Below are 12,980 nucleotides of genomic sequence, written 5' to 3' on the forward strand. Positions count from 1 at the left end.
TTCTTTCGGCGCGGCATTCGGATATTAAGTGCCGACTGTCGAGCATTGTTTTATTTTCCACAAAAATACGAAAAATCAGCAGATTAACGAAAAAATATATCAGAAAATTTGGTCGGTTAAACAAAAACTTGTACCTTTGCACCCGCAAAACAAGTAGGTTTCGGTCCCTTCGTCTATCGGTTAGGACGAGAGATTTTCATTCTCTAAAGAGGAGTTCGACTCTCCTAGGGACTACTATTGAATAAAAACAGAAAACGAAGATGGCAAATCACAAATCATCACTCAAAAGAATTCGTCAGACGAAAACGAGGACGTTGCACAATAAATATTATGCAAAGACGATGCGTAATGCCGTTCGCAAACTCCGCGCTATTACCGACAAAGAGGAAGCAGTGAAGCTGTATCCGACGGTACAGAAGATGTTGGACAAGCTCGCTAAGACCAATATCATTCACAAAAACAAAGCTGCCAACTTGAAATCAAGTCTCTGCCTGCACATCAGTAAGCTGAGTTAAGGGCGGCGTTTTCGGCTAAGACATCTGGGGTCACATCCTTTCGGGGATGCGGCCTTTGTTTGTTTATCCCCCTTATCGTATCGAACGACTGGCCGAAGGACGGTAGTTTTACACATTTTTAGTAGCCGAAGATTTTCGTATTCGGCGTTTTTTTCATATCTTTGCACGGTATATTATGTTCTGAAACGAAAATGGCAGAAAAACAAAACAACGAGAATAATTACTCGGCCAGTAACATTCAGGTACTCGAAGGACTTGAAGCGGTTCGCAAAAGGCCCGCAATGTATATCGGCGATATCAGCGAAAAGGGACTCCATCACTTGGTCAATGAGACCGTAGACAACTCTATCGACGAGGCAATGGCGGGCTATTGCACCGACATTGAGGTTACAATCAATGAGGATAACTCCATTACCGTGCAAGACAATGGCCGTGGAATACCCGTAGATGAGCACAAGAAGCTACACAAGTCGGCCTTGGAAGTGGTGATGACAGTGCTCCACGCCGGCGGAAAATTTGATAAAGGGTCTTACAAAGTCAGTGGAGGACTCCACGGAGTAGGTGTCAGTTGCGTCAATGCATTATCTACTCGGATGCTGTCTCAGGTGTTCCGCGATGGCAAGATCTATCAACAGGAATACGAACAGGGTCGACCGCTGTACCCGGTAAAAGTTATCGGCGAGACGACTCTGCGCGGAACACGCCAGCAGTTTTGGCCGGATCCGTTGATATTTATCACGACTGTCTATAAATGGGACATCATTGCGAGCCGTATGCGAGAACTTGCTTACCTCAATGCAGGTATCAGAATCACGCTGAAAGACCTGCGTCCGGACGATGAAGGCAAGACAAAGACCGAGGTTTTTCACGCCAAGGATGGTCTGAAAGAGTTCGTTCGCTATGTCGATCGGCACCGTACGCACCTCTTCGATGATGTCATTTACTTGAAGACTGAAAAGCAAAGCATCCCCATTGAGGTTGCCATTATGTACAATACAGACTATTCCGAGAATATCCATTCATATGTCAACAACATCAATACGATTGAAGGCGGTACACATCTCACAGGTTTCCGCATCGCATTGACACGTACTTTGAAAGCATATGCAGATGCAGATCCGATTATTTCGAAACAAATCGAGAAGGCAAAGATAGAGATTGCGGGCGAGGATTTCCGTGAAGGACTCACTGCTGTGATATCAATTAAGGTGGCAGAACCGCAGTTCGAGGGACAAACCAAGACCAAGTTGGGCAACAGCGAAGTGGCAGGCGCCGTGCAACAAGCCGTCGGTGAGGCGCTTACTTATTATTTGGAGGAGCATCCGAAAGAAGCAAAACAGATCTGCGACAAGGTAATTCTCGCAGCCACTGCACGTATCGCGGCTCGCAAGGCACGCGAAAGCGTACAACGAAAGAACCCGATGTCGGGCGGAGGATTGCCCGGTAAGCTGGCCGATTGCTCCAACAAAGACCCCAAAGCGTGTGAAATCTTCCTCGTAGAGGGTGACTCTGCGGGTGGATCCGCTAAGCAAGGACGAGACCGTTATACACAAGCCATCCTGCCATTAAAGGGTAAAATCCTCAACGTTGAGAAGGTTCAGTGGCACAAAGTGTTTGAAGCGGAGTCGGTAATGAATATCATTCAAAGCATAGGTGTACGTTTCGGAGTCGACGGTGAGGGCGACCGCGAGGCCAATATCGATAAACTAAGATACGATAAGATTATTATTATGACCGATGCCGACGTCGATGGGTCGCACATCGACACGCTGATTATGACGCTGTTTTATCGTTTTATGCCCAAGGTTATTCAAGACGGACACCTTTATATAGCTACTCCGCCGCTCTATCTCTGCACCTATCGCAATAAGGTTAAAGAATACTGCTACACTGATCAGCAGCGACAGGCGTTCTTAGATAAGTACGGCGAGGGCGTAGAAGACGGTAAGAACATCCACACCCAGCGCTATAAAGGACTCGGAGAGATGAACCCCGAGCAGCTGTGGGAGACCACAATGGATCCTAAAACACGATTATTGAAACAAGTAAATATAGAGAATGCCGCTGAAGCTGATGAGATTTTCTCGATGCTAATGGGCGATGACGTAGAGCCGCGACGTGAGTTTATCGAGGCAAACGCAACCTATGCGAACATCGATGCATAATAAATAATCCCTTGCGGACAGGCTAATCGAAGTCTGTCCGCAATTGTTTTAATACCCGAAATATTTGAAGCGGAGATACGGAAATACGAAGAAGTGCGGCAGAAACATTTCTGAATGCAGCTTCATTAAATGTCTGTCCGATTTGTTTTGCAGTCATTTTGTTTTTCCTTATCTTTGCATTCACAACCCCCAAAACGATGAATGTAAAGATCGAAGAATCTTGGCGACAACACATCGGAGCCGAGTTTGACAAGCAATATTTCGTAAATCTGACTGCGTTTGTACGTCAGGAATATACCCATTATACCTGCTTTCCGCCTGGAAATAAGATTTTCAACGCTTTCAATCTGTGCCCTTTCGACCAGGTGAAAACAGTGATTATAGGGCAAGATCCTTACCACGAGCCGGGCCAAGCACACGGACTCAGCTTCTCAGTCAATGCCGGTGTGCCCTTCCCTCCATCCTTAGTGAACATCTTTAAAGAGATAGAAATGGACTTAGGAACGCCTATGCCCGTCTCAGGCGACCTTACTCGATGGGCCGAACAGGGCGTTTTGCTACTCAATGCAACGCTCACCGTACGGGCGCATCAGGCCGGAAGCCACCAGCGGAAAGGGTGGGAAGAGTTTACAGATGCCGCCATTCGGGCCCTGAATGCTGATCGCGAACACTTGGTTTTCATTCTTTGGGGTAGCTATGCACGGTCGAAAGTCTCGCTCATCGACAGCTCCCGACACTTAGTTTTACAGTCGGTTCACCCCTCACCGTTGTCTGCCAGTCGTGGCGGATGGTTCGGAAATCACCACTTCTCACGGTGCAATGCTTACTTGGAGCAGCACGGTGAGAAGCCCATTCTGTGGTAAACGATGAACAGGGAGATAATGCCGATCATTCAAGTAGGCAACGTACTCCTTTCGTCCGATATCCTGACAGAGCGTTTTTGTTGCGATCCGGACGCCTGTAAGGGCATCTGCTGCATAGAAGGAGATGCCGGAGCGCCCGTCACTACGGACGAAATCAGCGGTATAGAGGATGCACTCGATGCCGTCTGGAACAATCTTTCGGCCTCGGCTCAAGCCGTTTTAGACAAGCAAGGAGTAGCGTATACCGATCGCGAAGGCGACTTGGTAACGAGTATTGTGGGCGGAAAAGACTGCGTGTTCACGTGTTATGAGAACGGCATCTGCCTCTGCGCGTTAGAAAAAAAATATCGAAGAGGAGAGACGAAGTTTTGCAAACCCATCTCGTGTGCCCTCTATCCCATTCGTGAAAAACGGTTCGGTGAAGGCTTGGTGGGGCTCAACTATCACCGTTGGAGTGTTTGTAAGGATGCCGTTAAAAAGGGAAGGAAGTTGGATTTACCGTTATACAAGTTTCTGAAAGCCCCACTCATCCGTCGATTCGGTAAAGAATGGTATCACGAATTGTGCGAAGTGGCAAGAGAATTGCGCGTGGATAACGGAGCAGTTGATAATCGAGAGGAATAGCGGTAGTAATGATTTGATTATCAAAAAGATACAACTTTAAAATCAAATTACGGTCTATTACGTTACAATAAGCCGTTAAACGCGCGACGTTTAACGGCTTTTCGCACGGTGTTTAACCATTCATTGCGCTGCGTTTAACCATCAATCGTAATACATCTCATAAACAACTGACAATCAACTAAATACAAACGACATAACCGGCTCATCTCCCTTGGGAGAGGGATCGGGATGAGACTAAGATTATTTAGGATCAGCTCTATCTCCCTTTCATCGTTTTCAAAACTCAACATAAGGCTCCAACCGTTTGAAATCTGCCGCTGTAAAGTCGGGCGACAGACGTAGATCAGACAGAGAATGGAGTTGACCTTTCAGGCGACGATAATCGATAATGGCACGTGCTTGATAAAAATTGATGTACGGATGACGCTTCAATTGATTAAGCGTAAGGCGATTTAGATTGAGTTTTTGCAGGTTTTCGTCGGGAATAATGAGATATTTCAGCGCCTCTTCGGGGAAATCTTCGATTTCAGTCAATTGTCTCAGCGAGTGGAATCCGCCCAAACGCGTGCGATAATTCACGATTTGTCGGGCAAAGTAACTGCCTATTCCGGGCACCTTTTTCAATTGAGACGTATCGGCAATATTGACAGCAAGGCGGTCGGTCGGACGTAGTTTAAGGGGGTGTTTGAGCGTATCGTACTCGATGAAATGGGCATTTTTCATCTCTCTGAACAGTTCGGCGGCCGGTCGGTAATCGTCACCGATACGGATATAAGGAGCTAATGAACGATATTGTCCGCGCGTAAGTCCGTACAACCGGGCAAAATCTGCTGGGCGACGAAATATACCTCCGTGTGCGCGATACTTGTAAATGGCACGTACTTGCCACGGTTTGAGTCCGAGACGAAGCAATTGCGTGCTGTCGGCCGTATTGGGATCGAAAGCAAAACGTTCTGTTTTCAGTTCACCGGCCTGTGCATATCGGTAGTCGTTCGGATAGAAATTTCTCGATGAAATGGCTCTTTTCTGCATACCGAGGCTATCTTTTACATCTGCGATGGCATTACATTCGTTGCCTCGAATACCGAAAATCAGCAATATAATTCCTACAATCGCGATGAGAACGACGATAAGTACCGAGCGATCCGACTTGGGGAGATAGAAGAATTCTTTAAAAAGCATAGGTCTTGTATTGATAAATAATACGATAGAATGGTTCTTTTTTCGCGCTAAATGACATCGAATTGGTGTAAGAAAAAGACCAAGATACAAAGCGGACAGACGTAACAAATGAGTGGAAAAAGGCTCCGAAGAGGCTCAAACCAGCCGTTCCCCAGTTCGTAAACTCGTCTTTCATCACCTGTTTAGGTATATATCGCCCTAAGAACAGGCAGGTGAGAATGCCTTCGATGGGTAAAAAGATTTGCCCGGTAACGAAATCGAAGACGTCAGGAGTCGTGATGAAGATGAGCAACAGACCACTGTCGAGAATGATTCCGAGCTTACTTCCGAAATGAACTCTTTCTTTTTGGGCCATATTTCAATACTGATCCGATGCTGCAAAATTATAAAATAAATTCCGTTTTTGATGTAAATGTATCGATAAAGGCGGCTAATTTTTATGGTGACAGCTCCTATCAGTAAGACCGAAAAGAGCCTGTTTCTCATCACTTTGCATTCTAATGCAATAAAGATAACGAACAGAGACCGGAAAAGTAAATATTCGAAGATGCTTTTTCAACATTCTCCCGTTTCCCGAAATGCGTTTGATACGAGGCCGAATATCAACGATTTTCGATGCAAATTCGGCTTTCTAACACTGCTTGTCGGCCTGTTTCAGAATGCAGATTCTCACTCAATGTCACAGGCTTGAACAAAGAAAGGTCACAGATTTATATCTTTCTGATTATCAAACACATACGAAGTACATTCTGATTAACGGTTAAACGCAATGCAAGTAACGGTTAAATACAGTGCATTTAGATGCTTTTCATAAGACAAATAACTGTTAATCGCACGACGTTTAACGGTTGGCTATAAGTTTACTTATATCTATTTGAATATCAGTTAGATACAAATAAAGATCTCACTCTATACCCTTCCCTTAGAAAAAAGAATCTTATGTGCAATTCATTCTGTTTCATCCGTTCTTTGTTTTCGTCCTTTTATTTCTTGATTTGAAAACAAGACTCCTTTTGTCTAAATTCTCTTCGGTGATGAAATAACATTTTTTTATGCCCGGCCATAGAAAAAATGTCATACGATTTGCCCCTATTGGAAAAATTATCTATATTTGCAGCACTGATTTAAACATTTAAATTTTAAACTAATTTGATTTACTATGAAAGTCTATGAGTATCAGGCAAAGGCCTTTTTTGCCAAATATGGCTTGCCGGTGGACAACAGTTTGGTGTGCCACACGGCAGAAGAGGCTGTCGAAGCTTACAGAAAACTGAGGGTAGAACGCGCTGTCGTAAAAGCCCAAGTACACACAGGCGGCCGAGGAAAAGCCGGCGGCGTGAAGCTGGGTAAGAATGAAGCCGAAATCAAACAGTATGCAACACAGATTCTGGGGATGGATATCAAGGGTTTCACTGTTGACAGAGTGCTCGTCGGCGAGGCTGTTGATATCGCATCGGAGTATTATGTAAGCATCGTCATCGACCGTAAATCGAAGTCGGCCATACTGATGCTCAGCCGCGAAGGAGGTATGGACATCGAGGCGGTAGCTAAGGATACGCCCGAGAAAATCATCAAAATACCCATCGACCCGCTGTTAGGGCTGCCCGATTACAAAGCTCGCGAGGCCGCATTCACGCTTTTCGACGATATGGCTCAGGTAAAACAAGCCGTTCCTTTGCTGCAAAATCTTTATCGACTGTTCAAAGAAAAGGATGCGTCTCTGGCCGAAATCAACCCGCTTGTACTGACAGGCGACGGCAAACTGAAAGCCATCGATGCCAAGATGACATTCGATAACAATGCCCTCTTCCGCCATCCCGACGTGTTCGAATTGTTTGAACCCACGCCCGAAGAGCGTAAAGAACAAGACGCTAAGGATAAAGGTTTCAGCTATGTAAACCTCGGTGGCGAAATCGGTTGTATGGTCAACGGGGCCGGTTTAGCAATGGCCACGATGGATATGATTAAACTTTACGGCGGAAATCCGGCTAACTTCCTCGATATTGGCGGTAGTTCCAACCCCACGAAGATTGTAGAAGCAATGAAACTGTTGCTCTCTGATAAGCACGTAAAGGTAGTTTTGATCAACATCTTCGGTGGAATCACCCGCTGCGATGATGTGGCTAAGGGGCTGATCGAGGCGTTCAAGCTCATCGATACCACGATGCCGATCGTGATAAGACTAACCGGAACCAACGAGAAAGAGGGCCGAGAGCTACTCAAAGGCACCAAATTCAACGTGGCGCACACGATGGGCGAGGCCGGAAAGATGGCTGTAGAACTGGCTGCCAAATGTTGAACCGATAACCGAATAGTCGTAACTTAAAAACCGAAAACAAAATGAGTATATTGATAAATAAAGATACACGACTGATCGTTCAAGGCATAACGGGTCGTGACGGCGCATTCCACGCAACGAAAATGAAAGAGTATGGCACCAACGTTGTAGGCGGAACGTCGCCCGGGAAGGCCGGACAAGAGGTTGCAGGGATACCTGTTTTCAACACGGTTAAGGATGCTGTGAAGGCTACTAACGCCAACACGTCTGTAATCTTCGTACCGGCTGCGTTTGCAAAAGATGCGATGCTCGAGGCTGCCGACGGCGGCATTAAGCTCATTATCTGTATCACCGAGGGCGTTCCGACGCTCGATGTGGTAGAGGCTTACCGCTATATCCGTGACAAAGGGGCCAATCTCATCGGTCCGAACTGCCCCGGACTCATCTCACCTGATGAGAGTATGGTGGGCATTATGCCAACAAACATCTTCAAGAAAGGACACACCGGCGTAATCAGTCGCAGCGGAACGCTGACTTACGAGGTCGTAGCCAACCTTACGGCAAACGGTTTTGGACAGTCAACTGCTGTGGGAGTAGGCGGCGATCCCATCGTAGGCCTCTACTTCCAAGACCTTCTCGAACTGTTCCAAAACGACCCGGAGACCGACAGTATCGCACTAATCGGCGAGATAGGAGGCGATGCCGAGGAGCGCGCTGCTGATTATATCAAACGCTGTGTGACCAAACCCGTAGTGGCATTCATTTCCGGTCGCGAGGCACCCAAAGGCAAACAGATGGGTCACGCGGGTGCAATCATCTCCAGCGGATCGGGTACTGCGGCCGAGAAAGTGGCTGCTTTTGAAGCTGCCGGCGTACCGGTTGCACGCGAAACGAGCGAAATTCCCACCCTATTAAAAGCTAAAATGAAATAAGGCTGACAGTTTGAAATGATACGAAAAGCCTCTATTCGGGATGCCGAACATCTCGGATAGAGGCTTTTTAACCACCCCCCATACGCTAAAAATGATGAAAATTTATATTGTTATTCCGTGTTACAACGAAGAGGAAGTGCTCTGTTGGGCAGTGGATAAGTTGCAGACAGTGGTCGATAGGCTGCGAGACGAGACGGCAACAGAGGCTCGTTTAATGCTTGTCGACGATGGAAGCAGTGACAAGACGTGGCCTTTGATTTGTCAACTCACCGAGAAATTCGCTAACATTTCAGGTATCCGACTGTCTCATAATGTAGGACATCAGCGCGCATTGTGGGCCGGATTGGAGCAGACTGTCGACCAATGCGATGCTGCTGTATCGATAGATGCCGACCTGCAAGATGATGAGAACGCCATTATCGATATGGTTAAGCAAGTCAAGCAGGGCTGCGACATCGTCTATGGCGTGCGTAAAGAGCGCAAAACAGATGCGTTCTTCAAACGCTTTACGGCACAAACTTTTTATCGACTAATGCGTTCCGTGGATCAGGAAATGATTTATAACCACGCCGATTACCGAATGATGACCGCACGGACTGTACGTGCACTGCTGGCGTTTCCAGAACGGAATCTCTTTCTCCGAGGCTTAGTTCGTCAGTTAGGATTCAATGAAGGTTTCGTGTTTTACAATCGGACTGCGCGCACGGCAGGGCAATCCAAGTATCCGTTGCATAAGATGCTCAGCTTCTCTGTCGACGGAATAACATCGTTTTCGACAGCTCCGCTCAAATGGATTACCGTCATCGGGCTGCTGATGACATTGGTTTCGGTTGTGATGATTGGTTTTGCGTTGATCGAATACGCCCAAGGCAATACGATACAAGGCTGGACTTCTACCCTCACTTCACTTTGGTTTATCGGCGGCGTAGTAACGACCGGCGTCGGAATCACCGGTGTTTACGTCGGAAAAATATACACCGAAGTGAAACGCAGACCACGATACTTCGTGATGGAAAGACGGAACGGAATAGAAATTAATCACTAAGAATTGAGAGATTGAGCCTTAGATAAAAAGAAAAAGGAAATTCGACAGGAAATCATTTATATCTTATTGATTATCAACGAAATAAAGAGTACTCAATGATTGACGGTTAGTTGCACTACATTTTACTATTAATTGCGCTGCGTTTAATGGTTAATTGTACAGCGTTTAACTGTTAGTTAGCGCGTGATTAACAGTTAATTGAAAAAGGTTATGTATTTAACTGGGAATCAGAAAGATACAGAACAAAGTATGGAGTTATTCAAAATAAACAATAGTCTTGCCCTCAATAAACGGAGCCTTACCTCCGGTCTTTCTCCAAAAAAGGAGAGGAAGATTATCTAATAGCTATTAAATAAAATAGGTATAATGTCAAAACATCTTGCTCCCACTCTCCTTCCAAAGAGGAGTTGGGGTAAAGCTCTGTCTCATTAATAATAAATTGTGCTGCGGATTTGGGCGAATGTATAAATTACAGTAACTTTGCAGCGATGAACAAGGACATTAATGAATTTGAGATAATGGCTCCGGTGGGCTCGAGAGAGAGCTTAGCGGCAGCCATACAAGCAGGTGCCGGGTCAGTATATTTCGGTGTGGGACAGCTCAATATGCGGTCGCACTCAGCCAACCATTTCACTATCGACGATCTGAAAGATATTGCCGCAACGTGTCGGGAGCACGGGATCAAGACCTATCTCACGGTGAACACCGTGATTTATAACGACGATTTGCAGGCGATGCGCGATATTATCGATGCGGCAAAAGCAGCCAATATATCGGCTGTTATTGCCAGTGACATTGCCGTAATGATGTATTGCAGAGTGGTAGGTGTGGAGGTTCACCTCTCCACTCAGCTGAATATATCCAACATCGAGGCACTGAAATTCTATGCGCAGTTTGCCGATGTAGTTGTGTTGGCACGCGAATTGAATATGGATCAGGTAGCGGAGATTCACCGACAGATCGCAGAACAGCACATCACAGGCCCCGGGGGAGAAACGGTTCGCATTGAGATGTTCTGCCACGGAGCGCTGTGTATGGCCGTCAGCGGCAAGTGTTATATGAGTCTTCACGATGCAAACAGGTCGGCGAATCGTGGTGAATGCGTGCAGATCTGCCGTCGGTCGTACACGGTTACGGATAATGAGACGGGCAACCAACTTGAAATCGACAACAAATATATAATGAGTCCGAAAGACTTGAAGACCGTGCGCTTCATCGATCGGATGATGGATGCAGGCGTGCGGGTATTTAAAATCGAAGGCAGAGCACGCGGACCGGAATATGTTTATACCGTGGTGAGATGTTATAAAGAGGCCATTCGGAGCGTGGTCGATGGCACTTTTACCGACGAAAAGAAAGATGCGTGGGACCGACAGTTGGCTACCGTCTTCAACAGAGGCTTCTGGGACGGTTACTATCAGGGTCAGACGATGGGCGAATGGACGAAGAATTACGGCAATAAAGCTACCGAGAAGAAAGTCTTAGTGGGCAAAGTGGTCAAGTATTTCTCACGTTTGGGCGTGGCCGAATTGGCTGTCGAGGCATCCGAGATTACGTTAAACGATCGATTACTCATCACCGGTACCACTACGGGTGTACTGTATTTCGATGCCGCAGAGATTCGTTATGAATTACAACCGGTGCCGAAAGCCGAGAAAGGTTGGCACGTTTCGATTCCCGTTCCGGGGAAAGTGAGACCGGGAGATAAGGTGTTTAAAATCGTGAGAGCGGCCTCCCCTGCTCCCTCCAAAAGAGGGGAAACCCGATAACAGATAAAGATTTGAAATATGAACAATAACGAATATAACGACGAAAAGTCTTTTTCCTCAGAAGGAGCTAAGGGAAGCCAGTCGATTAATGACCTTCAAGACGAAGTGATTGAGGAGTTTTCCGCGTTCACGGATTGGATGGATAAGTATCAGATGTTGATCGACTTGGGAAACGAATTGGCCCCATTGGACGAGAGATATAAAACGGAAAGCAACCTGATCGACGGCTGTCAGAGTCGTGTCTGGCTGCAATGCGACCTGCACGATGGCCTTTTGGTATTCACTGCCGACAGCGATGCGCTCATCACCAAGGGCATTATCGCCTTGCTGATTCGCATAGTCAGCGGGCACACTCCACAGGAAATCCTCGACACCGAGCTCTATTTCATCGACCGTATCGGCCTGAAAGAACACCTGTCTCCTACTCGTTCCAACGGTCTGTTATCAATGGTGAAGCAGATAAAGATGTATGCGCTGGCACTGAAAAAGAGTTGACATGCGCAAACTTCGTACCATAGAGATGCACCGTTTGACGGTAGAAGAATTTAAGGAAGCCCCGAAGCTGCCGCTCATTGTCGTGCTCGACGATGTCAGGTCGCTGTATAACGTTGGTTCGGTATTTCGCTGCTGCGATGCATTTCGTGTAGAGGCAGTGTATCTTTGCGGTATAACAGCCACCCCGCCCAATGCAGAGATCCACAAAACTGCACTCGGTGGGGAGGAGTCTGTCGACTGGTTGTATTTCGACAGTGCCGATGCGGCCGTCAAACAACTTCATTCCACAGGCTATTTCGTATATAGTATTGAGCAGGTTGAGGGTTCGACGTCATTAGAAACACTCGTTTTGGATCCCCGAAAACAATATGCTGTGGTCTTGGGTAACGAGGTAAAAGGTGTTCAACAGAGCGTTATCGATGCGAGCGATGGCTGTTTGGAAATTCCGCAATTCGGTACCAAACACTCCATTAATGTATCGGTCGCTGCCGGAATCGTGGTTTGGGAGTTTGCCAAAAGTCTGTTGTTACCGGGCAAATGAGGCGGAGAGAAACGTTAATTATCCTCATTTCTCGGTTTAATATCTTGTGATTCTCCACAAGAATTTATATCTTTGTCCTCACACTTCGCAAATAAACTCAAAACGATTTACGGGAAGAAATCAATATGGAGACGACAGTTTCACTTGACAATGTATTGGATTTCATCAATTTGATGTCGCTAAGCCATCAGCATAAACGCTGGCTTGATGGAGTGGCAGGGCACATCAGACGCGTCGGAGTGAAGCATTGCTGTATCTCGAAGATCACGATTGCCGAACTGTTATACGGTACCGCTTGGGGCGGGCACAAGGAAAACCGAAAAGAAGTAGGTGTAATAGCCAAACTGTTCGATGTCATTCCAATATCCTCTTCTTTGTCAGTCTTTGCCGAGATGAAGGCTTCTCTGCGGTATAAAGGTATTCCCATCGATAACTTCGATTTGTTAATCGGAGCGTCTGCCTTACAAAATCATTGTGTGATGGCTACCGATAAAATCAGCCATTTTAATCATATTCCAAATATAAAAATAGAGAATTGGGTACAAAGATAGTACAAACGAGTACGGTGAAA

General features: G+C 46.4%; 12 protein-coding genes, 1 tRNA gene and 1 pseudogene. 12 read left to right on the forward strand and 2 right to left on the reverse strand.

The annotated features are described in order from the left end of the window. Positions 1 to 162: 162 nt before the first annotated feature. From RWY97_RS00990 to RWY97_RS01010, 5 genes are all read left to right on the forward strand, one after another. A tRNA-Glu gene (locus tag RWY97_RS00990) sits at positions 163 to 234 on the forward strand. Positions 235 to 260: 26 nt separating this feature from the next. Continuing rightward, a complete protein-coding gene (gene rpsT, locus RWY97_RS00995; RefSeq protein ID WP_021584922.1) occupies positions 261 to 515 on the forward strand; it encodes a 30S ribosomal protein S20 in 255 nt (84 codons plus the stop codon). A 191-nt stretch (positions 516 to 706) separates the two neighbouring features. Then, positions 707 to 2,680, forward strand: coding sequence for a DNA topoisomerase (ATP-hydrolyzing) subunit B (gyrB, locus tag RWY97_RS01000; protein ID WP_315565016.1), 1,974 nt, complete (start codon positions 707 to 709; stop codon positions 2,678 to 2,680). A gap of 197 nt (positions 2,681 to 2,877) precedes the next feature. Beyond that, positions 2,878 to 3,543 carry a uracil-DNA glycosylase gene (gene ung / locus RWY97_RS01005; RefSeq protein WP_315565017.1) on the forward strand — a complete coding sequence of 222 codons (666 nt, stop codon included), beginning with the start codon at positions 2,878 to 2,880 and terminating at the stop codon, positions 3,541 to 3,543. A 3-nt stretch (positions 3,544 to 3,546) separates the two neighbouring features. Continuing rightward, on the forward strand, positions 3,547 to 4,167 hold the full coding sequence (locus RWY97_RS01010; protein ID WP_314078322.1) for a DUF3109 family protein: 621 nt from the start codon (positions 3,547 to 3,549) through the stop codon (positions 4,165 to 4,167). 276 nt (positions 4,168 to 4,443) lie between these two features. On the opposite strand, the gene RWY97_RS01015 is transcribed toward RWY97_RS01010, so the two are convergent. Beyond that, positions 4,444 to 5,349 (reverse strand): ComEA family DNA-binding protein, encoded by a 906-nt coding sequence (locus tag RWY97_RS01015; RefSeq protein ID WP_315565018.1) that lies wholly within the window; start codon positions 5,347 to 5,349, stop codon positions 4,444 to 4,446. Positions 5,350 to 5,396: 47 nt separating this feature from the next. Continuing rightward, positions 5,397 to 5,617: pseudogene (locus RWY97_RS01020) on the reverse strand (sodium-dependent transporter); the annotation flags it as partial. An 891-nt stretch (positions 5,618 to 6,508) separates the two neighbouring features. On the opposite strand from RWY97_RS01020, the gene sucC reads away from it, so the two are divergent. The 7 genes from sucC to RWY97_RS01055 all read left to right on the forward strand — a co-directional run bounded on the left by sucC (position 6,509) and on the right by RWY97_RS01055 (position 12,960). Further along, positions 6,509 to 7,648 (forward strand): ADP-forming succinate--CoA ligase subunit beta, encoded by a 1,140-nt coding sequence (gene sucC, locus RWY97_RS01025; RefSeq protein ID WP_021584903.1) that lies wholly within the window; start codon positions 6,509 to 6,511, stop codon positions 7,646 to 7,648. A gap of 41 nt (positions 7,649 to 7,689) precedes the next feature. Further along, positions 7,690 to 8,559: a succinate--CoA ligase subunit alpha gene (gene sucD, locus RWY97_RS01030; protein WP_315346704.1), complete on the forward strand. Its 870-nt coding sequence runs from the start codon at positions 7,690 to 7,692 to the stop codon at positions 8,557 to 8,559. A gap of 94 nt (positions 8,560 to 8,653) precedes the next feature. Beyond that, a complete protein-coding gene (locus RWY97_RS01035; protein ID WP_314739111.1) occupies positions 8,654 to 9,604 on the forward strand; it encodes a glycosyltransferase family 2 protein in 951 nt (316 codons plus the stop codon). A gap of 488 nt (positions 9,605 to 10,092) precedes the next feature. Beyond that, entirely contained in the window at positions 10,093 to 11,373 is a 1,281-nt protein-coding gene (locus RWY97_RS01040) for a peptidase U32 family protein (RefSeq protein WP_315565019.1), read from the forward strand. A gap of 18 nt (positions 11,374 to 11,391) precedes the next feature. Next, positions 11,392 to 11,868: a SufE family protein gene (locus tag RWY97_RS01045; RefSeq protein ID WP_314078312.1), complete on the forward strand. Its 477-nt coding sequence runs from the start codon at positions 11,392 to 11,394 to the stop codon at positions 11,866 to 11,868. Position 11,869: 1 nt separating this feature from the next. Further along, positions 11,870 to 12,409, forward strand: coding sequence for an RNA methyltransferase (locus tag RWY97_RS01050; RefSeq protein WP_024991396.1), 540 nt, complete (start codon positions 11,870 to 11,872; stop codon positions 12,407 to 12,409). Positions 12,410 to 12,534: 125 nt separating this feature from the next. Beyond that, positions 12,535 to 12,960, forward strand: a complete 426-nt coding sequence (locus RWY97_RS01055) for a PIN domain-containing protein (RefSeq protein WP_315565020.1) — start codon at positions 12,535 to 12,537, stop codon at positions 12,958 to 12,960. The last annotated feature ends 20 nt before the right edge of the window (positions 12,961 to 12,980 follow it).

This window comes from Hoylesella pleuritidis, from assembly GCF_963541955.1.
Lineage (GTDB): Bacteria > Bacteroidota > Bacteroidia > Bacteroidales > Bacteroidaceae > Prevotella > Prevotella pleuritidis.

What these genes read in the sequence shown, in the direction of transcription:
- rpsT (WP_021584922.1), top strand. Translation starts at nt 261, where the DNA reads ATGGCAAATCACAAATCATCACTCAAAAGAATTCGTCAGACGAAAACG.
- RWY97_RS01010 (WP_314078322.1), top strand. Translation starts at nt 3,547, where the DNA reads ATGAACAGGGAGATAATGCCGATCATTCAAGTAGGCAACGTACTCCTT.
- RWY97_RS01045 (WP_314078312.1), top strand. Translation starts at nt 11,392, where the DNA reads ATGAACAATAACGAATATAACGACGAAAAGTCTTTTTCCTCAGAAGGA.
- RWY97_RS01040 (WP_315565019.1), top strand. Translation starts at nt 10,093, where the DNA reads ATGAACAAGGACATTAATGAATTTGAGATAATGGCTCCGGTGGGCTCG.
- RWY97_RS01015 (WP_315565018.1), bottom strand. Translation starts at nt 5,349, where the DNA reads ATGCTTTTTAAAGAATTCTTCTATCTCCCCAAGTCGGATCGCTCGGTA.
- gyrB (WP_315565016.1), top strand. Translation starts at nt 707, where the DNA reads ATGGCAGAAAAACAAAACAACGAGAATAATTACTCGGCCAGTAACATT.
- RWY97_RS01055 (WP_315565020.1), top strand. Translation starts at nt 12,535, where the DNA reads ATGGAGACGACAGTTTCACTTGACAATGTATTGGATTTCATCAATTTG.
- ung (WP_315565017.1), top strand. Translation starts at nt 2,878, where the DNA reads ATGAATGTAAAGATCGAAGAATCTTGGCGACAACACATCGGAGCCGAG.
- RWY97_RS01050 (WP_024991396.1), top strand. Translation starts at nt 11,870, where the DNA reads ATGCGCAAACTTCGTACCATAGAGATGCACCGTTTGACGGTAGAAGAA.
- sucD (WP_315346704.1), top strand. Translation starts at nt 7,690, where the DNA reads ATGAGTATATTGATAAATAAAGATACACGACTGATCGTTCAAGGCATA.
- RWY97_RS01035 (WP_314739111.1), top strand. Translation starts at nt 8,654, where the DNA reads ATGAAAATTTATATTGTTATTCCGTGTTACAACGAAGAGGAAGTGCTC.
- sucC (WP_021584903.1), top strand. Translation starts at nt 6,509, where the DNA reads ATGAAAGTCTATGAGTATCAGGCAAAGGCCTTTTTTGCCAAATATGGC.